This window comes from Modestobacter sp. Leaf380 (assembly GCF_001424485.1).
In the GTDB taxonomy this organism is placed as follows: Bacteria; Actinomycetota; Actinomycetes; order Mycobacteriales; family Geodermatophilaceae; genus Klenkia.
This window is the reverse complement of record NZ_LMQC01000024.1, coordinates 1-24947: the sequence shown is the minus strand read 5'-3', so window position 1 is coordinate 24947 and position 24947 is coordinate 1. Positions and strand designations below refer to the sequence as shown.

Annotated in this window: 23 protein-coding genes; 15 read left to right on the top strand and 8 right to left on the bottom strand. The window is 74.6% G+C overall.

Annotated elements, in window-relative coordinates:
- The first annotated feature begins 9 nt into the window (after nucleotides 1-9).
- Together ASG41_RS21335 and ASG41_RS21330 are read left to right on the top strand one after the other, a co-directional pair.
- Nucleotides 10-1620: a sensor histidine kinase gene (locus ASG41_RS21335; protein WP_056300405.1), complete on the top strand. Its 1611-nt coding sequence runs from the start codon at nucleotides 10-12 to the stop codon at nucleotides 1618-1620.
- Nucleotides 1617-2303, top strand: a complete 687-nt coding sequence (locus ASG41_RS21330) for a response regulator (protein WP_056300401.1) — start codon at nucleotides 1617-1619, stop codon at nucleotides 2301-2303. Before ASG41_RS21335 ends, ASG41_RS21330 begins: the two co-directional genes overlap by 4 nt.
- 67 nt (nucleotides 2304-2370) lie before the next feature.
- Here the strand turns inward: ASG41_RS21330 and ASG41_RS21325 are convergent, their stop codons facing one another.
- Nucleotides 2371-2814, bottom strand: coding sequence for an OsmC family protein (locus tag ASG41_RS21325; RefSeq protein ID WP_056300397.1), 444 nt, complete (start codon nucleotides 2812-2814; stop codon nucleotides 2371-2373).
- A 62-nt stretch (nucleotides 2815-2876) separates the two neighbouring features.
- Complete coding sequence (locus ASG41_RS21320; RefSeq protein ID WP_056300395.1) at nucleotides 2877-3338, bottom strand: MarR family winged helix-turn-helix transcriptional regulator; 462 nt, start codon at nucleotides 3336-3338, stop codon at nucleotides 2877-2879.
- Nucleotides 3339-3529: 191 nt separating this feature from the next.
- Between ASG41_RS21320 and clpB the strand changes: the two genes are divergently transcribed.
- Nucleotides 3530-6208, top strand: a complete 2679-nt coding sequence (gene clpB / locus ASG41_RS21315; protein ID WP_082557210.1) for an ATP-dependent chaperone ClpB — start codon at nucleotides 3530-3532, stop codon at nucleotides 6206-6208.
- Nucleotides 6205-7041 carry a hypothetical protein gene (locus tag ASG41_RS23845; protein WP_157519629.1) on the top strand — a complete coding sequence of 279 codons (837 nt, stop codon included), beginning with the start codon at nucleotides 6205-6207 and terminating at the stop codon, nucleotides 7039-7041. Before clpB ends, ASG41_RS23845 begins: the two co-directional genes overlap by 4 nt.
- Nucleotides 7042-7104: 63 nt before the next feature.
- Here the strand turns inward: ASG41_RS23845 and ASG41_RS23840 are convergent, their stop codons facing one another.
- Nucleotides 7105-7572, bottom strand: coding sequence for a hypothetical protein (locus ASG41_RS23840; RefSeq protein ID WP_157519627.1), 468 nt, complete (start codon nucleotides 7570-7572; stop codon nucleotides 7105-7107).
- A gap of 109 nt (nucleotides 7573-7681) precedes the next feature.
- On the opposite strand from ASG41_RS23840, the gene ASG41_RS21295 reads away from it, so the two are divergent.
- Nucleotides 7682-9376 (top strand): molybdopterin-dependent oxidoreductase, encoded by a 1695-nt coding sequence (locus tag ASG41_RS21295; RefSeq protein ID WP_082557226.1) that lies wholly within the window; start codon nucleotides 7682-7684, stop codon nucleotides 9374-9376.
- A 150-nt stretch (nucleotides 9377-9526) separates the two neighbouring features.
- Nucleotides 9527-10201: a fasciclin domain-containing protein gene (locus ASG41_RS21290; RefSeq protein ID WP_056300382.1), complete on the top strand. Its 675-nt coding sequence runs from the start codon at nucleotides 9527-9529 to the stop codon at nucleotides 10199-10201.
- Nucleotides 10202-10270: 69 nt separating this feature from the next.
- Here the strand turns inward: ASG41_RS21290 and ASG41_RS21285 are convergent, their stop codons facing one another.
- Nucleotides 10271-10735, bottom strand: a complete 465-nt coding sequence (locus ASG41_RS21285) for a TspO/MBR family protein (protein ID WP_056300377.1) — start codon at nucleotides 10733-10735, stop codon at nucleotides 10271-10273.
- A 36-nt stretch (nucleotides 10736-10771) separates the two neighbouring features.
- On the opposite strand from ASG41_RS21285, the gene pyrE reads away from it, so the two are divergent.
- The 5 genes from pyrE to ASG41_RS21260 all read left to right on the top strand — a co-directional run bounded on the left by pyrE (nucleotide 10772) and on the right by ASG41_RS21260 (nucleotide 15762).
- A complete protein-coding gene (pyrE, locus tag ASG41_RS21280) occupies nucleotides 10772-11323 on the top strand; it encodes an orotate phosphoribosyltransferase (protein ID WP_056300374.1) in 552 nt (183 codons plus the stop codon).
- A 40-nt stretch (nucleotides 11324-11363) separates the two neighbouring features.
- Entirely contained in the window at nucleotides 11364-12833 is a 1470-nt protein-coding gene (locus ASG41_RS21275) for an FAD-binding oxidoreductase (protein WP_082557207.1), read from the top strand.
- A gap of 17 nt (nucleotides 12834-12850) precedes the next feature.
- Nucleotides 12851-14218 (top strand): FAD-dependent oxidoreductase, encoded by a 1368-nt coding sequence (locus ASG41_RS21270; protein ID WP_056300371.1) that lies wholly within the window; start codon nucleotides 12851-12853, stop codon nucleotides 14216-14218.
- 108 nt (nucleotides 14219-14326) lie between these two features.
- Nucleotides 14327-15358: a class II fructose-bisphosphate aldolase gene (fbaA, locus tag ASG41_RS21265; protein ID WP_056300367.1), complete on the top strand. Its 1032-nt coding sequence runs from the start codon at nucleotides 14327-14329 to the stop codon at nucleotides 15356-15358.
- A complete protein-coding gene (locus ASG41_RS21260; protein WP_056300364.1) occupies nucleotides 15355-15762 on the top strand; it encodes a DUF3151 domain-containing protein in 408 nt (135 codons plus the stop codon). Before fbaA ends, ASG41_RS21260 begins: the two co-directional genes overlap by 4 nt.
- A gap of 115 nt (nucleotides 15763-15877) precedes the next feature.
- On the opposite strand, the gene ASG41_RS21255 is transcribed toward ASG41_RS21260, so the two are convergent.
- Together ASG41_RS21255 and ASG41_RS21250 are read right to left on the bottom strand one after the other, a co-directional pair.
- Nucleotides 15878-16759: an ATP-binding cassette domain-containing protein gene (locus tag ASG41_RS21255; protein WP_082557206.1), complete on the bottom strand. Its 882-nt coding sequence runs from the start codon at nucleotides 16757-16759 to the stop codon at nucleotides 15878-15880.
- Nucleotides 16756-17814, bottom strand: coding sequence for an ABC transporter permease (locus ASG41_RS21250; protein WP_056300352.1), 1059 nt, complete (start codon nucleotides 17812-17814; stop codon nucleotides 16756-16758). Before ASG41_RS21250 ends, ASG41_RS21255 begins: the two co-directional genes overlap by 4 nt.
- A gap of 150 nt (nucleotides 17815-17964) precedes the next feature.
- Here ASG41_RS21250 and ASG41_RS21245 point away from each other — a divergent pair, with 150 nt between their 5' ends.
- Nucleotides 17965-19212, top strand: a complete 1248-nt coding sequence (locus ASG41_RS21245) for an MFS transporter (protein WP_157519625.1) — start codon at nucleotides 17965-17967, stop codon at nucleotides 19210-19212.
- 7 nt (nucleotides 19213-19219) lie between these two features.
- On the opposite strand, the gene ASG41_RS21240 is transcribed toward ASG41_RS21245, so the two are convergent.
- Nucleotides 19220-19849 carry a hypothetical protein gene (locus ASG41_RS21240; protein WP_056300346.1) on the bottom strand — a complete coding sequence of 210 codons (630 nt, stop codon included), beginning with the start codon at nucleotides 19847-19849 and terminating at the stop codon, nucleotides 19220-19222.
- Nucleotides 19850-19913: 64 nt separating this feature from the next.
- Here ASG41_RS21240 and ASG41_RS21235 point away from each other — a divergent pair, with 64 nt between their 5' ends.
- Nucleotides 19914-21203: an adenylosuccinate synthase gene (locus tag ASG41_RS21235; protein WP_056300342.1), complete on the top strand. Its 1290-nt coding sequence runs from the start codon at nucleotides 19914-19916 to the stop codon at nucleotides 21201-21203.
- Nucleotides 21204-21352: 149 nt separating this feature from the next.
- Here the strand turns inward: ASG41_RS21235 and ASG41_RS21230 are convergent, their stop codons facing one another.
- Nucleotides 21353-22393 carry a glycerophosphodiester phosphodiesterase family protein gene (locus ASG41_RS21230; protein WP_056300339.1) on the bottom strand — a complete coding sequence of 347 codons (1041 nt, stop codon included), beginning with the start codon at nucleotides 22391-22393 and terminating at the stop codon, nucleotides 21353-21355.
- Nucleotides 22394-22496: 103 nt separating this feature from the next.
- On the opposite strand from ASG41_RS21230, the gene rsgA reads away from it, so the two are divergent.
- Together rsgA and purD are read left to right on the top strand one after the other, a co-directional pair.
- Nucleotides 22497-23501, top strand: a complete 1005-nt coding sequence (gene rsgA, locus ASG41_RS21225) for a ribosome small subunit-dependent GTPase A (RefSeq protein ID WP_056300337.1) — start codon at nucleotides 22497-22499, stop codon at nucleotides 23499-23501.
- Between the two features lie 11 nt (nucleotides 23502-23512).
- Nucleotides 23513-24784, top strand: coding sequence for a phosphoribosylamine--glycine ligase (purD, locus tag ASG41_RS21220; protein WP_056300334.1), 1272 nt, complete (start codon nucleotides 23513-23515; stop codon nucleotides 24782-24784).
- The last annotated feature ends 163 nt before the right edge of the window (nucleotides 24785-24947 follow it).

Sequence of the window (24947 nt, the reverse complement as noted above, 5' to 3'; positions counted from 1 at the left end):
CATGGCGGGGTGGCCCGCCGTCCGACCTCCCTCGCCGGGCGGCTGCTGGCCTTCCAGCTGGGGCTGGTCGCGGTCGTCGTGCTCGGCGTCGCGGCGGTGTCGGTCGCGCAGAGCCGGTACGCCACGGAGGCCGGCGCCGACCGGCGCGCCCGGGCCGTCGCGGAGTACGCGGCCAGCGTCCCGGTGCTGCGCTTCGAGTTGACCGAGGTGGCCGCCGACGGGGCCCAGATCGCCCCGGTCGTGGAGGACCTGCGCACCACCAGCGACGTCGACTCGATCGTGGTCACCGACGCCGCCGGGCTGGTGCTGGCCGCCCCCGACGACCCCCGGCTGCTGCGCACCACCCTCACCCCCGGGGACGGCGACGCCGCGGCCGGCTGGAGCGGTGGGACGACGCTGGGGGACCGCGACGTCCGAGCCGCACGTGCCCCCGTGCTCGGGGACGACGGCGCCCTGCTGGGCACCGTCGTCGTCGCCATCGACGACCCCAGCACCGCGGCGTTGCTGGTCACCGCGCTGCCGGACCTGCTGACCTACCTGGTGGTGGCCGGGGTGCTGGGCGTCGCCGGATCGGTGTTCCTGGCGCGCCGGGTCAAGCGGCAGACCCTGGGCCTGGAGCCGGCGGAGATCGCCTCGCTCACCGAGCACCGCGAGGCGATGCTGCACGGCATCCGCGAGGGCGTGCTCGGCCTGGACGTCGAGGGTCGGGTCACTCTGGTCAACGAGGCCGCGGTGGAGCTGCTGGACCTGCCCGAGGACTGCGTGGGGACGCCGCTGGCCGACCACGTGCCCGAGGAACCGCTGCTGGGCCTGCTCACCGGCCGGTCCGGGACGCCGGAACCCGACCGGATGGTGGTCCGCTCCGGCCGGCTGCTGGTCCTCACCCGCACCGACCTGGAGCGTGGGGGCCGGGCGCTGGGTTCGGTGACGACGCTGCGGGACCACACCGAGCTGGTGGCGCTGCAGCAGCAGCTGGTCACCAGCCGCGACGTCAGCGAGACGCTGCGCGCGCAGACCCACGAGTTCGCCAACCGGCTGCACACGATCTCCGGGCTGGTGCAGCTGGGCCTGCACGACGACGTGGTCGGCTTCATCGAGGCGCTGGGCCGGGACAGCGCGGCCGCCGACGCCGGGGTGGGCCGGCAGCTCGCCGACCCCACGGTGGCGGCCCTGGTCGTCGCCAAGGCCAGCCTGGCCCGGGAGCGCGGCGCGGTGCTGGAGGTCTCGGCGGACTCCGGGCTGCCGCGGGTGGCCCCGGGCCTGGCCGCGGACCTGGTGACGGTGCTGGGCAACCTGGTCGACAACGCGCTGGACGCCGTCGGCCCGACCCCGGGCGCGCACGTGCTGCTCACCGCGCTGGTCGAGGGGGACGACGTGCTGGTCGAGGTCGCCGACGACGGGCCGGGGGTGGACCCCGCCGTCCTGCACTCGGTGTTCCGGCGCGGGGTGTCCACCAAGGACGGCGAGGGTCGTGGGCACGGCCTGGCGCTGGTGCAGCTGGTCTGCGGGCGGCGCGGCGGCGACGTGCGGGTGGACTCCCCGGCGGGCGGCGGGGCGGTGTTCACCGCGCGGCTGCCGGTGCACGCCGACGAGCTGGCCGCCCCGGTCGGTGCCGCGTGACCGGCCCGGTCCGGGTGCTGGTGGTGGACGACGACCCGCTGGTGGCCGCGGTGAACAAGGGCTTCGTGGACCGCGTCGAGGGCTTCCGCACGGTCGGCGTCGCCGGGACCGGGCAGGACGCGCTGGACCGGGTCGGGCACGGCGGGGTGGACCTGGTGCTGCTGGACGTGCACCTGCCCGACGTCCCGGGCACCGAGGTGCTGCGCCGGCTGCGGGAGGGCACCCCGGACCTGGACGTGCTGATGGTGACCGCGGCCCGCGAGGTGGACACCGTGCAGGCCGCGGTCCGGGGCGGTGCGGTGTCCTACCTGCTCAAGCCGTTCACCGCGGAGGACCTGCGGGTGCGCCTGCTGCACTACCGGCAGGTGCGGGAGCACCTGTCCTCGGTGGCCGCGGCCGAGCAGTCCGACGTCGACCGGGCCTTCACCGGGCCCTCGGAGGCGCTGCTGGCGCGGGGCATGCCCAAGGGGCTGTCCCGGGAGACGGCGCAGCGCGTGGAGCAGGCGCTGCGGGCGGCGGGGGAGGAGGGCCTGTCGGCGACCGAGTGCGCCGAGTCCCTCGGTGCCTCCCGCGTGAGCGCACGCCGGTACCTGGAGCACTTCGCCGCGACCGGCCGGGTCGGGGTGCACCTGCGCTACGGCTCCACCGGCCGACCCGAGCGCCGCTACGCCTGGCGGCCCTGAACCCACGACGGCCCTGGACGCACGACGGCCCCGCCTCCCGGGGGGAGACGGGGCCGTGTGCCGGGGCTCAGGAGACGAGCGCGGCGTCCAGGGTGATCTCGACGCCGGTCAGGGCCTTGCTGACCGGGCAGCCGGCCTTGGCGTCCTGGGCGGCCTTCTCGAAGCCGGCGGCGTCGAGGCCGGTGACCTCGCCGCGGACGGTGAGCGCGATGCCGGTGAGCTTGAAGCCGCCGTTGGCCGAGTCCGGGCCGAGGGAGACGTCGGCTGCGACCTCGAGGGACTCCGGGGTGCCGCCGGCCTGGGCGATCAGGGCCGAGAGCTGCATGGCGAAGCAGGAGGAGTGCGCCGCGGCGATGAGCTCCTCGGGGGAGGTGGTGCCACCGGCCTCGTCAGCGGCTCGCTTGGGGAAGGACACCTCGTAGGTGCCGACCTTGCTGCTGGACAGCTCGACCTGTCCGGAGCCCTCCTCGAGGGTGCCGTTCCATGCGGTGCGTGCGGTGCGCGTGGGCATCGTGCCTCCTGGCGTGTGAGGGGTCGCCGTGGTGTCGACGACAGTCAGTTGTACACAACTGATCAGGTCCGGGCCTTGTTCCCGTCCTCGACGACCCGCTCGGTGAGGGCCCGCAGCTCGGCCTTGAGGTGGTCGAACTCGCTGATCGCCATGCCCAGTGCCCCGATCATCTCGGTCGACACGTCCATCGCCTGGGACTCCAGTGCCCTGCCGGCGTCGGTGAGCTGGATGGAGACCGAACGCTCGTCGTCCACGCGGCGGTGCCGGGTGACCAGGCCGGCGGCGGTGAGCCGCTTGAGCAGCGGGGACAGCGTCCCGGAGTCCAGGGCCAGTCGGGAACCGAGTTGGCCCACGGTCTGTCCGTCGGTCTCCCAGAGCAGCATCATCACCAGGTACTGGGGATAGGTCAGCCCCATCTGGTCCAGCATCGGACGGTAGCGGGCCGTCACGGCCCGGGAAGCGGCGTAGAGCGCGAAGCAGAGCTGGTCGTCCAGAGCGACGCTCGGCGACGGGGAGTCCGACATCGGGCAAGCCTAAGTCGTGGACCACCGGATTGCGTTCCGGAATGTCCCGGGTCCGGACTGGACGGACAGAGTTGAGCGGAACAGACTCAAGTCCTGCTCCGTTGACGGAGTCAGCGAGCACCACCCACCGACACCACCCCACCGACACCACCCCACTGACACCACCTGACCGAGAGGACCCCGTCCCGACCATGGACAAGCTGACCACCCGATCGCAGGAGGCCATCGCCGCGGCCCAGCGGCTGGCGGTCGACCGCGGCCAGGCGAGCCTGGAGCCGCTGCACCTGCTCGTCGCCCTGCTCGACCAGGCCGACGGCATCACCGCTCCGCTGCTGCAGGCCACCGGGGCGATCCCGGGGGAGGTCCGCGCCAAGGCCGAGGCCGCCGTGCGCCGGCTGCCCAGTGTGTCCGGGTCCAGCGTGCCGGCACCCGCGCCGTCCCGGGACCTCCTGCGGGTGGTCAACGCCGCCGGCGAACAGGCCTCGGCGCTGGGCGACGAGTTCGTCTCCACCGAGCACCTGCTGGTCGGGCTGGCCACCGTCGGCGGTGAGGCCGGGTCGGTGCTGACCGGCGCGGGGGCCTCGGCCGACTCGCTGCTGGCCGCCTTCCGGACCGTCCGGGGTTCGCGCAAGGTCACCTCCGCGGACCCCGAGGGCACCTTCGAGGCCCTGGAGAAGTACGCCGTCGACCTCACCGAGCGGGCCCGCGACGGGAAGATGGACCCGGTCATCGGCCGGGACACCGAGATCCGCCGCGTCGTGCAGGTGCTGTCCCGTCGGACCAAGAACAACCCGGTGCTGATCGGGGAGCCCGGCGTCGGCAAGACCGCGATCGTCGAGGGCCTGGCGCAGCGGATGGTCGCCGGCGACGTCCCGGAGAGCCTCAAGGGCAAGCGGCTGATGAGCCTGGACCTGTCCGCGATGGTCGCCGGGGCCAAGTTCCGCGGCGAGTTCGAGGAGCGCCTCAAGGCGGTCCTGACCGAGATCACCGAGTCCGACGGCGAGATCGTCACCTTCATCGACGAGCTGCACACCATCGTCGGGGCCGGTGCCTCCGGTGACTCCGCCATGGACGCCGGCAACATGATCAAGCCGATGCTGGCCCGTGGTGAGCTGCGGATGGTCGGTGCCACCACGCTGGACGAGTTCCGCGAGCACATCGAGAAGGACGCCGCCCTGGAGCGCCGGTTCCAGCAGGTGTTCGTCGGCGAGCCCACCGTCGAGGACACGATCGGCATCCTGCGCGGGCTCAAGGAGCGCTACGAGGTGCACCACGGCGTCCGGATCACCGACGCCGCCATCGTCTCCGCCGCCACCCTGTCCGACCGGTACGTCACCGCCCGGTTCCTGCCCGACAAGGCCATCGACCTGGTCGACGAGGCCGCCAGCCGGCTGCGGATGGAGATCGACAGCCGCCCGGTCGAGGTCGACGAGGTCGAGCGGGTGGTCCGCCGGCTGGAGATCGAGGAGATGGCGCTGGCCAAGGAGGACGACGAGTCCTCCGCCGCCCGGCTGGTCGCCCTGCGCGAGGACCTGGCCGACCGGCGGGAGCTGCTCGACGAGCTGACCGCCCGCTGGCAGCAGGATAAGGGCGCCATCGACCGCATCCGGGAGACCAAGGAGCGGCTGGAGACGGTGCGCCAGGAGGCCGAGCGTGCCGAGCGGGACGGCGACCTGGCCCGCGTGGCGGAGCTGCGGTACGGCCAGCTGCCCAGCCTGGAGAAGGCCCTGGCCGAGGCGTCCGGCGCGACCGCGGAGGCCTCGATGCTCAAGGAGGAGGTCGGCCCCGACGACATCGCCGAGGTCGTGCAGTCCTGGACCGGCATCCCGGCCGGCCGGCTGCTGGAGGGCGAGACCGCCAAGCTGCTGCGGATGGAGGACGTGCTCGCCGGCCGCGTCGTCGGCCAGCCGGCCGCCGTCCGGGTGGTGTCCGACGCCGTCCGCCGGGCCCGCTCCGGGGTGGCCGACCCCGACCGCCCCACCGGGTCCTTCCTGTTCCTGGGCCCCACCGGTGTCGGCAAGACCGAGCTGGCCAAGGCGCTGGCGGAGTTCCTCTTCGACGACGAGCGGGCGATGGTCCGCATCGACATGAGCGAGTACTCCGAGAAGCACTCGGTGTCCCGGCTGGTCGGGGCGCCCCCCGGCTACGTGGGCTACGAGGCGGGCGGCCAGCTGACCGAGGCGGTGCGTCGTCGCCCCTACACGGTGGTGCTGCTCGACGAGGTCGAGAAGGCCCACCCCGACGTCTTCGACGTCCTGCTGCAGGTGCTCGACGACGGCCGGCTGACCGACGGCCAGGGGCGGACGGTGGACTTCCGCAACACCATCCTGGTGCTGACGTCGAACCTGGGCTCGCAGGTCATCGCCGACCAGTCGGTCCCGGCCGACGCCAAGCGGCGGGCCGTGGACGAGGTGGTCCGGGCGCACTTCAAGCCCGAGTTCCTCAACCGCCTCGACGACGTGGTCGTCTTCGACTCGCTGGGCACCGACGAGCTGACCGGCATCGTGGACATCCAGGTCGGCGTGCTGGCCCGCCGGCTGGCCGCCCGCAGGCTGTCCCTGCAGGTGTCCGACGCGGCCCGGGAGTGGCTGGCGATGAACGGGTTCGACCCGGTCTACGGCGCCCGACCGCTGCGCCGGCTGGTGCAGTCGGCGATCGGCGACCAGCTGGCCCGCGCGCTGCTGTCCGGCGAGGTCCGGGACGGCGACGGGGTGCTCGTCGACGTCGCCGAGCCCGACACCGCGTCCCTGGGCGTCGGTGCGGCCGACGGGGGTCTGACGGTGCGGCGGGCCCCCTGCCCGGTCGGTCGTGCACGACCGACCGGGCAGGGGTGTGTCACCTGCTGCGCAGGTGGGCCGGGTGCCCCATGATCACCACGCCGGGCGACCCCCGGCACCCCGGCGAGGAGGAGGACGACGACGTGACGTCAGGCGGATGGGACCAGGGCCGACCCGGTCAGGGCGGCGAGCCCGGCCAGCCCGGTGCGGGCCAGCAGCCCGGCTGGGGACAGCAGGCACCGGGTCAGCAGGCACCGGGTCAGCAGCCCGGGTACGGACAGCAGCCCCCGCAGTACGGCCAGCAGCCGCCGCAGGGCCCCGGCCAGCAGGGCCCCGGCCAGCAGGGGTACGGCCAGCAGCAGGGGTACGGGCAGCAGCAGGGCCACGGCCAGCAGCCGGGCTACGGCCAGCAGCAGCCCGGCTACGGGCAGGGCGGGTTCCCGGCCGCGCCGCCGGCCAGCTGGGGTCCGGCGGGTGCCCGTCCGCCGCGCCCGTCCACGGTGACCAACGGCGTCTACGCGTTCGCCGCGGCCACGGTCATCGGGCTGATCAGCTCGATCGTCACCTTCGCGAACCTGGACACCATCACCGACAACGCGTTCCGGGACGCCGGCCTGGACCCGCAGACCGCCGAGGCGGCCGGGCTCAGCTCAGGTGTCGGCGCGACGGCCGCCGTCATCGGCCTGGTGTTCTTCGCCGCCTACTGCGCGGTCATCTGGTTCGCGTACCAGGGCAAGAACTGGGCGCGGATCACGCTGTTCGTGCTGGGTGGGCTCAGCCTGCTGTCGGTGTTCAACATCGCCAGCACCGGGGTCGCGCTGATCACCATCACCGGCGTCCTCCAGCTGCTGCTGATCGCCGTGGGCATCTTCTTCCTGGCCCAGAAGGCCTCCAGCCAGTGGTACACGGCCATGAAGGGCCGCTGACCCCAGTCGCCACCGGACGGCCCCACCCGCTCTCTGCGGGTGGGGCCGTCCGCGTCCGTGGGGTCAGCCGGCCGCGCGGCGACCGGGTGCCCAGGCCGCCGTCGTGCGCGCGAGCAGGCTGCTCACCGCCCCGACGCACAGCACCACCACCAGCAGGGAGAACACGGTCGTGCCCCCGGCGGAGACGACCGACAGCAGGGTGAGCAGCCCGAGGAAGCCCGCGGCCAGCACGCCCAGCCACCGCGCCCACGAGCGGCGCCGCAGCAGGGACACGGCGGCGACCGCCGCTGCGACCGCGACCAGCAGGTAGCGGACCTGGCCCAGCACCACCGCTCGCTCGACCTCGTCGCGGGCCAGGTCGGGTTGGGCGGTGAGGAACTGCTCGACGACGGTGTCCCGGCCGGCCAGGGTGAGGCCGGCGCTGATGAGCAGCAGGACGGCCACGGCGCCCAGCAGCCCGACGGCGACCCGCACGGACGTCGGGGCCGTGGACGGGGCGGGGGACGGGGTCGAGGCGGCCGAAGAGGTCACCCGGCCACCCTGGCACGGGGACCGTCAGCCGATCCCCAGCCCGGTCGCAGAGTCGTTACACGTTCGTGATGAACCGATCGGCGTCTGGGCCCGAACACCCACCGTGACCATGACCGAGCAGTCCCCGGCCGCAGCCGCCGGCGACGACGTGCAGCCCACCCGCGGCGCTCGTCGCCTGCGCCGCCTGCTGGCGGCACTCGCCGGTCTGCTCGCCGCTGCCGTCGCCCTGGGCGTCGCGGAGCTGGTGGCCGGCCTCGTCGGTCCCGCCTCCAGCCCCGTCGTGGCGGTGGGCAACGCGGCCATCACGCTGACCCCCGAGTCGCTGAAGAGCTTCGCCATCGAGCAGTTCGGCGAGGACGACAAGATCGTCCTGGTCGGCGGCGTGCTGGTGGTCATCGCCCTCTACGCCCTGGTGGTCGGCCTCGTCTCGCTCCGCAGCCGGCTGCTCGGCCTCATCGGCATCGGCCTCTTCGGTGTCATCGGCGTCATCGCCGCGGTGACCCGCCCCGCCGGTGGCCTGCTCGACGGGCTGCCCTCCCTGGTGGGCGCCCTGGTCGGCGCCGTCGCCCTGCTCTACCTCATCGCGCCCCTGACCCCGGCTGCGGTGCACACCCCCTCCAGCGGTGACGGCGCGCCCGGTGGCGCCACCCGCAGCACCCAGCACGCCGACGAGGCCATCGTGGCCCGGTTGCGCGACGTCCTCGGGAAGACCGACCGCAAGGGCTTCGCCCTGGACCGGCGCGGGTTCTTCCTCACCAGCGGGGTGGCCGTCGGGGCCGCCGTCGTCACCGGTGGGGGTGGTCGCCTGCTGCAGCGCCGATTCGACGTCGCCGGGGCCCGGTCCGACCTGGCCCTGCCCACGCCCTCCAGCGCGGCCCCCGCCCTGCCGGCCGGCGCGGACATGTCCGCCGACGTGCCCGACCTGACGCCGCTGTTCACCGAGAACCGCGACTTCTACCGGGTCGACACCGCGATCACCGTGCCGCAGATCAGCCCGTCGGAGTACACGCTGACGCTGTCGGGGATGTTCGACAGCCCGCGCAGCTTCACCCTCGCCGAGCTCTTCGAGCGCGACGACCTGGTCGAGCGGGACATCACCCTGACCTGCGTCTCCAACGAGGTGGGCGGCCGGCTGTCCAGCACCGCCCGCTGGATCGGCATCCCGCTGGGCGACTTCCTCCGCGAGAACGGCGTGCAGTCCAGCTCGAACCAGCTGCTGTGCCGCTCCTCCGACGGCATGACCATCGGGACGCCGACCGAGAGCGCCCTGAACGTTGAGGACGCGCTCATCGCGATCGGGATGAACGGCGAGCCGCTCCTGGTGGAGCACGGCTTCCCGGTCCGGATGCTGATCCCCGGCCTCTACGGCTACGTGTCGGCCTGCAAGTGGATGACCGAGATCCAGGCCACCACCTACGACGCGGTCGACGCCTACTGGACCGAGCGCGACTGGGCCACCGACGCCCCCATCAAGGTCTTCTCCCGGATCGACACCCCGGCTGCCCTCCGCAACGTGCCGGCCGGCCCCACGCCGGTCGCCGGGGTGGCCTGGGCGCAGGGCCGGGGGATCGCCAAGGTCGAGGTCAAGGTCGACGACGCCGACTACGTGGAGGCCCAGCTGTCCCCCGAGGTCAACGCCGACCTGTGGCGCCAGTGGGTCCTGCCCCTGGACCTCGCGCCCGGCCAGCACCAGTTCACCGTCCGGGCGACCGACACCGAGGGCACCACGCAGACCGAGGAGCGGGTCGCACCGTTCCCCGACGGTGCCACCGGGTTGCACTCCATCCGGATGGTCTCGACCTGATCACGAACCACCGATCTGTGTTTCAGCGGTCTTTACGCTGGTCACACCCATAAAGCTCGTCAACGGCCACCCGGCCGGAGGCGCCCCGGTCCCGCCGGGACACACCCCACCCGCGACACGCCGTCGCACGAGTACGAGGAGCACCACCCCATGAAGAGCACCCGTCTCACCCGTGGCGCCCTGATCGCCGCCACCTCCGCCTTCGCCCTGACGATGACCGCCTGTGGCTCCGACGACGCGTCGACCGACGCCGCCGGCACCTCGTCGTCCTCGGCCGCCGAGACCACCGAGTCCTCCGCCGCGGAGACCACCGAGGCCTCGGCCGACGCCCCCTTCGGCGACGCCTGCAGCCTGGTCCCCGCCGACGGCGAGGGCTCCTTCGACACCATGAGCGCCCAGCCCGTCGCCACCGCCGCCTCCGGCAACCCGGTGCTGTCGACCCTCGTGGCCGCCGTCACCGCCGCCAACCTGGGCGACACCCTGAACTCGGCTCAGGACATCACCGTCCTGGCGCCGGCCAACCCGGCCTTCGAGGCCGTCCCGGCCGACGCGCTGAACGGCCTGCTGGCCGACGTCCCGCAGCTGACCTCGGTCCTGCAGCACCACGTCATCGGCTCGCGTCTGGCCCCCGACGCGCTGGCCGGCGAGCAGACCACCCTGCTCGGCGACACCGTGACCATCGACGGCTCGGACGAGGCCTTCACCATCTCGGCCGACCAGACCCTGCTCGGCGCTGCTGACGCCAACGTCATCTGCGGCAACGTGCAGACCGAGAACGCCACCGTCTACATCCTCGACCAGGTCCTCAAGCCCGCCGCTGCCTGATCGCACCCCGCACGACCCGACAGGGCCGCCGTCCCCACGTGGGACGGCGGCCCTGTCGCGTGCGGTGCCTCAGTTGCGACGGGCGATGGCCCCCGACAGCACCGTGGCGAACGCCGTCCAGGCCGCGTAGGGCACCAGCGCGGCCGCCGCGGGCCGGCTGACCCGGTCGGCCCGGCGGACCAGGTCGACCGTGGACACGGTCAGTGCCGCGGACTCCAGCGTGGCCAGCCACGGCCGGTGCGCCCGGAAGAACAGCGGCGTCCAGGCCGTGTTCAGGCCCAGGTTGACCGCGTAGGCGCGGGCGAAGTCGTGCCGCTGCTGCGCGTCGGCCCGGCTGAGCACCTCACCGCCGGCCCAGGCGATGCCCGTGTACAGCGCGCTCCACACGATCCCGAAGGCCTGCGGCGGTGGGTAGAACGCCGGCTTGTCCAGCCGCCGGAACCAGCGGCTGCCCGGGTCGGTGGCCAGACCGCCCACCACCGCCGAGCCGATCGCGAGGGCGGCGGCGGAGACGCGGTCCGAAGAGGTGGTCATGGGCGTCGATGATCGCCCAGCGATACCGTCGGGCGCATGACGGCAGCGCACCACCCCGACCGGACCCGCCTGCAGGAGCTCATCACCGATCTGGCCGTGGTGCACGGGAAGGTGACGCTGTCCTCCGGGCGCGAGGCCGACTGGTACATCGACATGCGCCGGCTGACGCTGCACCACGAGGGCGCACCCCTCGTCGGGCGCGTCATGCGCCAGCTCACCTCCGACCTGTCCTACGACGTCGTCGGGGGGTTGACCCTGGGCGCCGACCCGGTGGCCACCGCGATGCTGCACGCGGCCAGTGACGGCGTCGGCTTCCTGGACGCCTGCGTGGTCCGCAAGCAGGGCAAGGCGCACGGCATGCAGCGCCGGGTCGAGGGCCCCGACGTCGCCGGCCGGACGGTGCTCGTGGTGGAGGACGTGTCGACGACGGGTGGCAGCCCGCTCACCGCAGCCGAGGCGCTGACCGAGGCCGGGGCCGAGGTGGTCGGCGTCGCCGTCGTCGTGGACCGCGGGGCCCGCGCCGCCGTCGAGGCCGCCGGCTACACCTACCTGGCCGCCTTCGAGCTGTCCGACCTCGGCCTCGCCTGACCCTCCGGCGTCGCGTGGCCCGGCGTCGTACGGTGGCAGCGTGACCGCCATCACCGCGACGACGACGTCGCTGGACGCGCCCACCCCGCCCTGGCTCGACGAGCTCATCGACGCCCTGGGCGCCGACAGCGTGCTCACCGCCCCCGACGTCACCGCCGCCTACGCCCGGGACCAGGCCATGCTGGCGCCCTCCGGGACGCCGGCCGCGGTGGTGCTGCCGCGGACCACCGCCGACGTCTCCGCGGTCATGCGGATCGCCTCGGCGCACGCCGTGCCCGTCGTGCCCCGGGGGGCCGGGTCCGGGCTCGCGGGCGCGGCGAACGCCATCGACGGCGCGATCACCCTGGTGCTCACCCGGATGGACGCCGTCCTCGAGGTGTCCACCGCCGACCGGCTGGCCGTCGTGCAGCCCGGCGTGGTGAACAAGGCACTGCGGGACGCCGTCGCCGGTGACGGGCTGTTCTACCCCCCGGACCCCAGCAGCTACGACTGGTGCACGATCGGCGGCAACCTGGCCAACAACTCCGGTGGCCTGTGCTGCGTCAAGTACGGCGTGACCACCGACTACGTGCTGGGCCTGGAGGTCGTCCTCGTCGACGGCCGGGTGCTGCGCACCGGTCGGCGCACCGTCAAGGGCGTGGCCGGGTACGACCTGGCCCGCCTGTTCGTCGGCTCGGAGGGCACGCTCGGCGTCATCACCGAGGCGACGCTGTCGCTGCGGCCGGCCCCGCAGGTGCCCGTCACCCTGGTCGCCACGTTCTCCACCACCGCCCAGACCGGCCAGGTCGTCGAGGCCGCGGTGGGTTGCGGCGTCGTCCCCAGCCTGATGGAGGTCATGGACCGGACCTGCATCCGCGCCGTCGACGACATGCTCAAGGCCGACCTGGACCGGGACGCCCACGCCCTGCTCGTGGCCCAGTCCGACGCCGGGGGAGCGGCCGCCGTCGCCGAGATGGAGGTGCTCGCCCAGCTCTGCCGGGACGCCGGCGCGGACCTGGTGCACGTCACCGACGACCCGGCCGAGGGCGACCTGCTGCTCACCGCCCGGCGGATGGCGCTGCCCGCCCTGGAGCGGCTGGGCACCACGCTCATCGACGACGTCGCCGTGCCCCGCTCCCGGATCGCCGCGTTCCTGGACGGCTGCGACACCATCGCCCGCCGGCGGGGCCTGGTCATCGGCGTCGTCGGCCACGCCGGGGACGGCAACATGCACCCGACCGTCGTCTTCGACCCCACCGACGACGACCAGCGCACCCGGGCCTTCGTCGCCTTCGACGACGTCCTGGAGCTGGGGCTGGCCCTGGGCGGGACCATCACCGGAGAGCACGGCGTCGGGAACCTCAAGACCGAGTGGCTCGAACGCGAGATCGGCCCGGTGTCGCTGTCGGTGCACCAGGCCGTGAAGGCCGCCCTGGACCCGCAGGGGCTGCTCAACCCGGGCAAGGTGTTCCGCCCCTCGACGGGCCCGGCGTCGGTGTCGGACCTGGCGGGCGCCGCCTCGCTGCGCTGACCTGGGACGCTGGCCCCATGACGGGGCGCGCACGACTGGTGGTCATCGGGGGTGACGCGGGCGGCATGTCGGCCGCGGCCCAGGCGCGGCGGATCCGGGACGCGGACTCCCTCGACGTCGTCGTCCTCGAGCAGGGGCAGGACACCTCGTTCTCCGCCTGCGGCATCCCCTACTGGATCGGTGGCCTGGTGGGGGCCCGGTCGGACCTGGTGGCCCGCACCCCCGCCGAGCACGAGCAGCGCGGGATCACCGTGCACACCGGCACCCGGGCCGAGGCGATCGACCTCGAGGCCCACCGGGTCACCGCCGCCGACGGCCGGACCTTCGACTACGACACGCTGCTGATCGCCACCGGAGGGCGGCCCACCCGCCCGCCGATCCCCGGCCTGGACGCCCCCGGGGTGTACGGCGTCCACCGCCTCGACGACGGCCAGGCGATCCGCGCCGCCCTCGACGACCTCCCCACCGACCGGACGCCGAAGGCCGTGGTCATGGGCGGGGGCTACATCGGCCTGGAGATGGCCGAGGTGCTGCAGGCCCGCGGCCTGGACGTCAGCGTCGTGCTGGCCGACCCGCTGCCGATGGGCCTGCTCGACGCCGACATGGGCGAGCGGGTGTGCGCCGGCATGCGCGCGATGGGCCTGACGGTGCACACCGACCAGGCCGTCCGCGAGGTGCTGACCGGCCCGGACGGGCGCGCCTGCGGCGTGCGCACCGACGAGGGCACCCACGACGCCGACATCGTCGTGCTGGGCCTGGGCATGGGCCCCGAGGCGCGGCTGGCCGAGGCCGCCGGGCTCGGCATCGGCGTCACCGGCGGGATCGACGTCGACGCCACCATGCGCAGCCGCACCCACCCCGACGTGTTCGCCGCCGGGGACTGCGTGCAGACCCACCACCGGATCACCGGCGAGCCGGTCCACGTCGCGCTGGGCACCCACGCCAACAAGCAGGGCCGGGTCGCGGGCTCCGTCATCGCCGGCCGCCCGGCCCGGTTCGCCGGGGTGCTGGGCACCGCGATCACCAAGGTCGGTCCGCTGGAGATCGGCCGCACCGGCCTGTGCACCACGCAGGCCGAGGCCGCCGGGTTCGACTTCCGCAGCGACGTCGTGGAGGCCACCACCCGGGCCGGCTACTACCCCGGAGCCGAGGAGATCGCCGTCAAGCTGGTCACCGAGGCCGCGTCCGGGCGGCTGCTGGGCGGCCAGGTCGTGGGCGGGCTGGGCGCCGGCAAGCGCATCGACGTCATCGCCACCGCCGTCTGGGCCGGCCTGACCGCCGACGAGCTGGCCGGCTCCGACCTGTCCTACGCGCCGCCCTTCTCCCCGACCTACGACGCCGTCGCGGTCGCCGCGCGGGTGGTCAGCCGCGCCGAGCGGGGCTGAGGGCGCCCGGTCCGGGTCCACCCGGGCGGTCGCCCGCTGTCGTCGTCCTCACCCCGGGCGGGATACTGGGGCTGAGCAGCTCGTCCTCTCTTCGATCGGAGCGTCACCGTGCCCATCGCGACCCCCGAGGTCTACGCCGACATGATCAGCCGGGCGAAGGAGGGCGGATTCGCCTACCCGGCCATCAACTGCACCTCCTCGGAGACGGTCAACGCCGCGCTGCGCGGGTTCGCCGACGCCGGCAGCGACGGGATCATCCAGTTCTCCACCGGCGGCGCGGAGTTCATCTCCGGCACCCGGGTGAAGGACATGGTCGTGGGCGCCAGCGCGCTCGCGGAGTACGCCCACGTGGTCGCGAAGCAGTACCCGGTGCAGGTCGCGCTGCACACCGACCACTGCCAGAAGGAGAAGCTGGACACCTACGTCCGGCCGCTCATCGCGCTGTCCCAGGAGCGCGTGGACCGCGGGCAGGACCCGCTGTTCCAGTCGCACATGTGGGACGGCTCGGCGATCGACCTGGACGAGAACCTGTCCATCGCCGAGGAGCTCATCGCCAAGACCTCCGCGGCGAAGATCGTGCTGGAGATCGAGATCGGCGTCGTCGGTGGCGAGGAGGACGGCGTCTCCCACGACATCAACGACAAGCTCTACACCGCCCCCGGTGACTTCGTGCAGACCGCGAAGACCCTGGGCCTGGGTGAGAAGGGCGTCTACCTGCTGGCCGCCACCTTCGGCAACGTCCACGGGGTCTACAAGCCGGGCAACGTGCAGCTGCGCCCGGAGATCCTCAAGGAGGGCCAGGACGTCGTCGTCGCCGAGCTGGGCCTGGAGGCCGGCAGCAAGCCGTTCAACCTGGTCTTCCACGGTGGCTCGGGGTCCTCGCAGGAGGAGATCCGCGAGGCGCTGAGCTACGGCGTGGTGAAGATGAACGTCGACACCGACACCCAGTACGCCTTCACCCGCCAGATCGCCGGCCACATGCTCAGCAACTACGACGGCGTGCTGAAGGTCGACGGCGAGGTCGGCAACAAGAAGGTCTACGACCCGCGCACCTACATGAAGGCCGCCGAGATCGGCATGGCCGCCCGCATCCAGGTCGCCTGCGAGGACCTGCTGTCGGCCGGGAAGTCCCAGGGATGACCCACGGCCACCGGGACCTGCTCGGTCCGCCCCCGGAGACCCTGCTGCCCGAGACCCCCGAGGCGACCGCGGCCCTGGCCGCCGGCACCCCCGCCGCCGAGGTCGCCGCGGCGAACCCCACGGTCAGCGCAGCCTGGGCCGCCCTCGCTGAGGAGGCCCTCGCCGGCGGTCGCACCATCGAGGCCTACGCCTACGCCCGCACCGGCTACCACCGCGGCCTCGACGCCCTGCGCCGCAACGGCTGGAAGGGCTACGGCCCCGTCCCGTGGCGCCACGAGCCCAACCAGGGCTTCCTGCGCTGCGTGACCGAGCTGGCCAAGGCCAGCGAGGCCATCGGCGAGACCGCCGAGACCCAGCGCCTCACCGAGCTCCTCCGCGACTGCGACCCCACCCTCGCCCCGTAGACAGCTCGCCCCGCCTCCAGCCGGTCACCTGGCAGGGACCCGGTCACCGCACACGGTGACCGGGTCCCTCCTGGGTGACCGGATGGGCGTCAGGCGACGGCGCCGGCCGGCCGGGTCAGCGGCGGAGGTCGGGGTGGGCGGCGCGGAGGGTCTCGGTGAGGACGGCGAGGTCGCCGCCGCCGGAGACGAGGCGGGTGAGGTCGTCGACGTCGACGTCGTCGCGGGTGAGGTTGCCGGCGACGGCACCGCCGGCCAGCAGCAGGAAACGGTCGCCGACCAGGTGCGCGTACTGGGTGTTGTGGGTGACCAGCACGACGGCGAGGCCCTGGTCGCGGGCGGCGCTGACCGAGGACAGCACCAGCGCGTGCTGGGACACCGTCAGCGGTGCGGAGGACTCGTCGACCACCAGCACCCGGGCGCCGAAGTGCAGGGCGCGGGCGATGGCCAGGCTGTGCCGCTCACCGACGGCCAGGGCGCTGGCGGGCTGGTCGGGGTCGATCCCGACGACGCCGACCCGGGCCATGGCGCGCACGGTGGTCTCCCGGGCGCCCTCGCGGTCCAGCCGGCGCAGCGGCCAGACCCCGCGGGTCGGCTCGCAGCCCAGGAAGAAGTTGCGCCACACGCTCATCAGCGGGGCGACGGCGAGGTCCTGCCAGACGGTGGCGATGCCGCGGGAGCGGGCCTGGGCGGGGGAGCGGAGACGCACCGGGGAGCCGTCGAGCAGCAGCTCGCCCTCGTCGTGGCGCTGCACCCCGGCGAGGACGGCGACCAGGGTGGACTTGCCGGCCCCGTTCTCGCCGAGCACGCAGGTGACCTCGCCGGCCCGCAGGGACGCCGACACCCGGTTGAGGGCGGCGACGCTGCCGAAGCGCCGGGTCAGCGCCCGCAGCTCCAGCACCGGGGTGCCCGCGGGGGGCGCGGTCGGGTCGCCGGTGACGGCGTCGTGGGCCGGGCGCTCGTCGGGGAACTCCGCGAACGGGAGCGGGGGCTGGCTCACGACCGGGGCACCGCCAGCAGCCGTCGCCGGACCACGCCGTTGGCCAGCAGGGCCAGCAGCAGCAGGACGCCCAGGAACGCCTGGAACCAGCGGGGGTCCCAGCCGGCGAGCACGATGCCCTCGCGGGCCACCGCGTAGAGCAGCGCGCCCAACGCGGCACCGACTGCCGAGCCGTAGCCGCCGGACAGCAGGCACCCGCCGATGACCGCGACGACGAGGAACTCGATCTCGTTGCCCAGCGTGGGGTCGACCATCACGCCGCTGAACCGGACCAGCCCGAGGGTGCCGATGAGCCAGCCGGCCGCGGCGGTGACCAGGAAGAGCACGACCGTCGTCCGGGTGACCGGGACGCCGAGCTCCCGGGCCGGCCGCGGGGCGCCGCCGACGCCCATGACGGCGCTGCCGAAGCGGGTCCGCCACAGCACCCAGCTGGCCAGCGCGGTGACGCCGACCCACCACAGCAGGGACACCCGGAAGACCCCGTCCCCGACCTCCAGGGTGGCCCCGAAGACGGCCTTCACCGACGCCCAGTCCGGGGCTGCGGACAGCCCGCCGACGCTGGCCCGGCCGGCGACGGCGTCGGTGACGGCGAGCGCGGTGCCCTGGAGCACCAGGAACGTGGCCAGGGTGACCAGGAAGCTGGGCAGGCCGGTGCTGACCACGAGCACCCCGTTGACCAGCCCGACGAGCAGTGCGGACAGGAGCGAGACCGCCAGGGCGGGCCAGAGCCCCCAGCCGGCCTGCACCAGGAGCGCGGCGACCAGGCTGCTGCCCACCCCGACGACGCCCACCGTCAGGTCGATCTGCCCGGCGATGAGCAGCATCGCCACCGCGACCCCGCCGATCCCCAGCAGGGCGCCGACGTCGAGCACCGTGGCCAGGCCCTCGGTGCTCACCAGCGACGGTGCCTGCACGGCGAAGAAGACCGAGACGGCGACGGTGGCGATCAGCGAGGCCAGGCTGGGCCGGGCGAGGGCGCGGTCCAGCAGGCGTCGTCCCGGTGAGCGCCGGGCGGGGGCCGACCGGGGCCCGAAGGGCGGCGACTCGACGCTCACCGGTGCGTCCCCGGGGCTGGGGGAGGACCGGGGGTGCGTTCGGGCGAGGGCAGCGGGGTCCTCCTCGGCGCGGGCGGTGCGGCCCAGTCTCCACCCCGTCCGGCCCCGTCGGCGAGGGCCCCCCGCGTGCCGAGCCCCTACGGTGCGCAGATGGCCCCCTCCCGGCAGCGTCGCCGGTTGCTCCTCGCCCTCTTCGCCACGGCGGTGAGCACCCAGGCGCCGTCCCCGTTGCTGCTGCGCTACGCCGACGAGCTCGACCTCGGCGCGCTCACCCTGACCCTGTTCTTCGCCGCCTACGCCGCGGGGCTGGTGCCCTCGCTGCTGCTGGCCGGTCCGCTGTCGGACCGCGACGGCCGGCGGCGGGTCGTCGTCGGCGGGGTGCTGGCGGCGCTGCTGTGCACGCTGGTGCTGATCAGCGCCGACGTCGGTGGGGTGCCGCTGCTGGTCGTGGGCCGGGTCGCGCAGGGCCTGGCCAGCGGCGCGGTGTTCACCGTGGGCACGGTGTGGTTGCGGGAGCTGTCCGCCGGTGACGGTCCGGACGCCGCCCGCCGGGTCCGCGGTGCCGCCGCGGTGGCCAGTGCGGCGATGGCGACCGGGTTCGCCGCGGGGCCGCTGGTCGCCGGTCTGCTGGTGCAGTGGGGGCCTGCGCCGCAGCTGGTCGCGCTGACCCCTGCGGCGGTGCTGCTGCTGGTCGGGTTGCTGGGCCTGCGCGGGGTGCCGGAGACGGTGCTGGAGCGTCGTCCGGGCCGGTTGGCGCTCGGGGTGCCGCGGGTGGCCCGGCGGGCCTACTGGGCGTACCTGGTGCCGGTCGGGCTGACCGTCTACACCTACGCGGTCCTGTCGCTGACGGTCTTCCCGCTGCTGGTGGCCGACGCCGGCTTCGGGGCGGTGTTCGCGCTCGTGGGCGTCTCGGCGCTGCTGGTGCAGGGCAGTGCCGCCCTGGTGACGCCGCTGGCCACCCGGCTGGGCCCGGTGCGGGCCGGGCCGCTCGCCGCGCTGCTGGCGGCGCTGGGCTGCGGGCTGGGGTACCTGGCGGTGCAGCCCGGGGGATGGCCGTGGGTGCTGCCGGCCTGCCTGCTGATCGGGCTGGGCGAGGGCCTGGGCATGACGTCGGGTGTCGCCGTCTGCGACCGGGTCGCGCCCCCGGACCGCCGCGGAGCGCTGCTGTCGGCGTTCTACCTGCCGGTGTACGCGGGCTTCGTCGTCCCGACGGTGCTGGCGCTGGTCAGCGGGGACGCGCTGCGCGGCGGGGTGCCGGTCCTGGTGCTGGCCGGGCTCGGCCTGGTGCTGATGGTGCTCGCCGCGGGCCCCGGGCGGGCGGCGTTGCGGGCGGCCGGCGCCGAGCACGCGGCCCCGCTCGCGCCGGTGCTCGTCCCGGAGGCCGAGACCGGCCGCTGAGACCCGGTCAGGGCTGGAGCCGCCACCGCACCCGGTCGTCGGCGTACCAGGTCCACCGGACGACGTCGCGCTCCAGCGGAACGCCGTCCCGGACCACCCGGGCGGGGTCGCAGGCCACCTGCAGGGCCCGCCCGGTCGTGCGGCCCGGGCGGCGCAGCGGCACGGTGAGGACGGCGACCGACAGGCTGTCCACGGCGTCCCAGCGTGGCCGGACCTCGATCCGGGTGATGCTGCCGTCGGCGACCCGGGCGTCGTCGTGGTGGGCCTGGGCGCCGAACCGGCGGGCCAGCGCGCGGCGCGGCTCCCCGGCGGCCTCGATCCGGCCGTGGTGCAGCAGCACCCCGCCGTGGTCGTCGCGGACCAGCGACAGCTCCCGGGTCGTGCCGGTGCCCAGCTGCAGGTCCCGGGCCAGTCCGCGGCAGTCGGCGTCGTCGACGGGCTCCCAGGCCACGGGGACGTCGGGCAGCCGGTCGGTCTTCCACAGCCGGGCCAGCACCGCGGCCAGTGCCTGCACCGGGCCCCGGACGGCGACGACGGCATCGGGGCCGGTCACCGCGTCGACGACGGAGGCGACGTGTCGGCGCGAGGGGCCCTGACCGGGGGCCAGACCGCGCAGGTCGAACGGGACGACGGGCACAGCGATACCCTGCCACCTGCCAGCCGGGAGCCTCCGGTACCGCAGCGAGAAGGAGATCCACCCGATGCCGGCTGTCGTGCTGATCGGTGCCCAGTGGGGCGACGAGGGCAAGGGCAAGGCGACCGACATCCTCGGTGGCCGCGTCCCCTACGTCGTGCGCTACCAGGGCGGCAACAACGCCGGGCACACCGTGATCACCCCGGACGGCGAGAAGTACGCCCTGCACCTGATCCCCTCGGGGATCCTGACGCCGGGCTGCACGCCCGTCATCGGCAACGGCGTCGTCGTCGACCCGCAGGTCCTGATCGGGGAGCTGGCCGGGCTGGAGGAGCGCGGGGTGGACACCTCGCGGCTGGTCATCTCCAGTGACGCGCACCTGATCATGCCGCACCACCGGGCCCTGGACCGGGTCACCGAGCGGTTCCTGGGCAAGTCCAAGATCGGCACGACCGGTCGCGGGATCGGCCCCTGCTACGGCGACAAGGTCGCCCGGGTGGGCATCCGCGCGCAGGACCTGCTCGACCTGGGCATCCTGCGGGACAAGCTCGAGGCCGTGCTCCGGGAGAAGAACCAGATCCTGGTCAAGGTCTACAACCGCAAGGCCATCGACGTCGACGAGGTCGTCGAGGAGTACGCGGGCTACGCCGAGGTGCTCAAGCACCGGATCACCGACACCCGCCTGCTGCTGGGCAACGCCCTGGACCGCGACGAGTGGGTGCTGCTGGAGGGCTCGCAGGGCACCCTGCTCGACGTCGACCACGGCACCTACCCGTTCGTGACGTCGTCCTCGCCGACCGCCGGTGGCGCCTCGGCGGGCTCGGGCATCGGGCCCACCCGGATCGAGCGCGTGGTGGGCATCCTCAAGGCCTACACGACCCGTGTCGGCTCCGGCCCGTTCCCGACGGAGCTCTTCGACAGCAACGGCGAGTACCTGCGCAAGCAGGGCGGCGAGGTCGGCGTGACCACCGGGCGGGACCGCCGCTGCGGCTGGTTCGACGTCGTCATCGCCCGGTACGCCAGCCGGGTCAACGGCATCACCGACTACTTCCTCACCAAGCTCGACGTGCTGTCGGGCCTGGAGACGGTGCCGATCTGCGTGGCCTACGAGGTCGACGGGGTCCGGCACGACGAGATGCCGATGACCCAGACCGACTTCCACCACGCCAAGCCGGTGTACGAGGAGATGCCGGGCTGGTTCGAGGACATCACGCACTGCCGCACCTTCGACGAGCTGCCCGCCAACGCGCAGGCCTACGTCAAGCGGCTGGAGGAGCTCTCGGGCGCCCGGATCAGCGTGATCGGCGTCGGCCCCGGCCGCGACGAGAACGTGCTGATCCACGACCTGCTCGACTGAGGCCTCCGCCGACCGTGGATCAGGGGACCTGATCGGAGTCCGTCCTCCCACACGACACGTGGTGTGGGAGGACGGACTCTGGTGAACGCCCCTGATCCACGCTCGGGCGGCAGCGGCAGCGGCAGCGGCAGCGGGTGCGGTGCGGTGCGTCAGGCGCGGGGGCGTACCGGGGCCAGGGCGGGGGCGGCCAGCTCGGCGCGCTCCCGGACGGCGACCTCCGGGCTGTCGGTGATGACCCCGTCGACGCCCAGGGCCAGCAGCAGCCGGGTCTCGGCGCCGACGTCGCCGCGCGCGCCGGGGTCGGTGCCGCGGCGCAGGTGCACGGGCAGGAACCGGTTCTCCGCGCGCACCGTCCAGGGCGTGACGGTGAGGCCGGCGCGGTGCGCCTGGGCGACCAGGTCGGTGACGCCGGTCAGCGCACCGGTGTCATCGAGGGTCAGGATGCGGCTCTTGGCCGGCCCGATCCCGTCGGCGTAGGTGCTGATGCCGCGCAGCCCCGCGGGGGTGACGAGGTGGTCGTGCACCGCCCCGCCGTCGACGAGCTGGACCAGCGGTGGCGAGGTGGCGCCGAGGGCCGCGCGCAGGGCCTGCACGCCCTCGACGTCGAAGCTCTGCAGGACGACGGGGGAGTCCGGGCCGGTGGCGCCCAGTGCGCGCAGCTCGGCGACGACCAGCTCGACCATCGGCAGGCCCTGGGCCGCCGACCAGGTCGGGTTCTTCAGCTCGGCCTGCACCCGGGCGCCGCGGGAGGTCGCCAGCGCGACCACCTCGGCCAGGGTGAGCACCGGCTCGGTGCGGTCGAAGCGGGTGTTGCCCGGGCGCAGCTGCGGCCAGCGCTCGACGGCGCGCAGGGTGCGCAGCTCGGCGAGGGTGAAGTCCTCGGCGAACCAGCCCGTGTAGACCTCACCCGCCACGTCCTGGGTGCGCCGCCGGTCGGCGAACCCCGGGTGCGCGGCGACGTCGGTGGACAGCGACAGCTCGTTCTCGTGCCGGACGACGAGGGCGCCGTCCCGGCTGACCACGACGTCGGGCTCGATCAGCTCGGCGCCCAGGTCCAGGGCGAGGGAGTAGCCCGACCAGGTGTGCTCGGGGCGGTGGGCCGGCGCCCCGCGGTGGCCGACGACCACCGGGTGCCGGCGCGGCACGGTCCGCGGCGGGGCAGGGACGGCCCGCAGGCCGGTCTCACGCATGACTCCCAGGACACCGTGCCCGGGTGTCGCCCGGGCCAACGCCGGCTGGCAACCACCTGAAAACAGGGCGACAGCCGGCTGGGCCGCGGGCAGCATCGCCGCCGTGGAGGACCTCGCAGCGCTGGGCTGGACGGCGGACCGCGCGACCGGCCTGCCGGGCGGCACGCGCCCGGCACGGGTCACCCGCGTCGACCGCGGCCTGCTCACCGTGGACGACGGCGCCGTGGAGTCCCGCCTGCCCACCGGACGGGCGGTGGGTCCGGTCGCGGTCGGTGACTGGGTCGCCGTCGGCGAGGGCCGGGCGGTCGCCGTCCTGCCGCGGACCTCGGCCTTCACCCGCACCGTCGCCGGCCGCGGCTCGGACGCCCAGGTGGTGGCGGCCAACCTGGACCTGGTGCTGGTCGTGGACTCCCTGACCGGGGCGGCCCGGCTGCGGCGGGTCGAGCGGTACCTGGCGGTCGCCTGGTCCAGCGGTGCGCGCCCGGTCGTCGTCCTCACCAAGGCCGACCTGTGCGCAGAGGTCGGGGTGGGGGTCGCGACGGTCGCCGAGGACGCGGTCGGCGTCGAGGTGCTGGCGGTGAGCGCCGTGACCGGTGCGGGCCTGGACGCCCTCGGCGCCCTGCTCACCCCGGGGACGACCGCCGCGCTGGTCGGCCCGTCCGGCGTCGGCAAGTCCAGCCTGGCCAACGCGTTGGCGGGGGAGCTGGTCGCCACCACCGCGGGCACCCGGGAGGACGGCCGGGGCCGGCACACCACCACCGCGCGCCAGCTGCACCGGCTGCCCGGCGGCGCCCTGCTGGTGGACACCCCCGGCATGCGCGAGCTGGCACTGCACGACGACGCGGGGCTGGGCGCCGCCTACGCCGACGTCACCGCGCTGGCCGCCGGCTGCCGGTTCCGGGACTGCGCGCACCGCACCGAGCCCGGCTGTGCGGTCGCCGCCGGCATCAGCGACGGCACGCTGGACCCGGCGCGCTACACCGCCTGGCGCACGCTGCAGGCCCAGGCGCACCGCCAGGAGCTGCGGGCCGACGCGAAGGCCCGCGCGCTGGAGCACGGGCGACTGCGCGCACGGGCGCGGGAGCTGCGGCGACGGCCGTCCCGGTAGCGTGCCCCACCATGCGCGTGCTCGTGATCGGCTCCGGTGCCCGGGAGCACGCCCTGTGCGTGGCCCTCCACGACGACCCCGCGGTCACCGCGCTGGCCTGCGCCCCCGGCAACGCCGGCACCGTCGCGCTCGCCGAGGCGCTGCCGGTGCAGGCCACCGACCCGGTGGGCGTGGCCGCCCTGGCCACGCAGTGGGCCGCGGACCTGGTCGTCGTCGGACCGGAGGTGCCGCTGGTCGCCGGGGTCGCCGACGCCGTCCGGGAGGCCGGGATCGCCTGCTTCGGGCCCTCCGCCCAGGCCGCGCAGATCGAGGGCTCCAAGGCCTTCGCCAAGCACGTGATGGACGCCGCCGGCGTCCCCACCGCCCGGGCCTGGGCCATCGGCGGCGAGGCCGAGCTGCACACCGCGCTGGACGAGGTCGCCGCGGTCAACGCCCCGGGCGCCCCCTACGTGGTCAAGGACGACGGCCTGGCCGCCGGCAAGGGCGTGCTGGTCACCCCCGACCGGGACGCCGCCCTGGCCCACGGCCTCGCCGTGCTGGCGGGTGGGCACTCGGTGCTGGTCGAGGAGTTCCTGGACGGCCCCGAGGTGTCGCTGTTCGCCGTCACCGACGGCACCACCGTGCTGCCACTGCTGCCCGCGCAGGACCACAAGCGCCGCGACGACGGCGACGGCGGCCCCAACACCGGCGGCATGGGGGCCTACGCCCCGCTGCCGTGGGCGCCGGCCGGTCTGGTCGAGGAGGTGCTGGCCACCGTGCTGCAGCCCACCGTCGACGAGATGGCCCGCCGCGGCGAGCCCTTCAGCGGCCTGCTCTACGCCGGGCTGGCGCTGACCTCCCGCGGGGTGCGCGTGGTGGAGTTCAACGCCCGCTTCGGCGACCCGGAGACCCAGGTCGTGCTCCCCCTGCTGCGCACCCCGCTGGCCGGCCTGCTGCAGGCCGCGGCCACCGGGACCCTGGCGGCGCACCCGCCGCTGGAGTGGGCCGAGGGGGCCGCGGTGACCGTCGTCGTCGCCGCGCCCGGCTACCCCGAGGCGCCGCGCACGGGCGACGTCGTCACCGGGGCCGAGGGCGAGGGCGTGCTGCACGCCGGCACCCGGGTCGCCGCCGACGGCAGCGTGCACTCCGCCGGTGGCCGGGTGCTGGCGGTGACCGCGGTGGGCAGCGACCTGGCCGACGCCCGCCGGGTGGCCTACGAGCGGGTCGCCGGCGTCGCGCTGGCCGACGCGCACTGGCGCACCGACATCGGCCTGGCCGCCCTCGAGGGCCGGATCACCGTCTAGCTGTGATGTCCAGGGACGTTGTCCCGAGCTGAGGTGATCGGGGCCTGTCGTTGAGACGGGGAGGGCCTCCGGTGTGAAGTGGAGCTGTCTAGGAACCGCTTCACAGACCGGAGGCCCTCGTGTCCCACGCTAACGCCGCCCTGCGCAGGGATCTCCCGGCCCG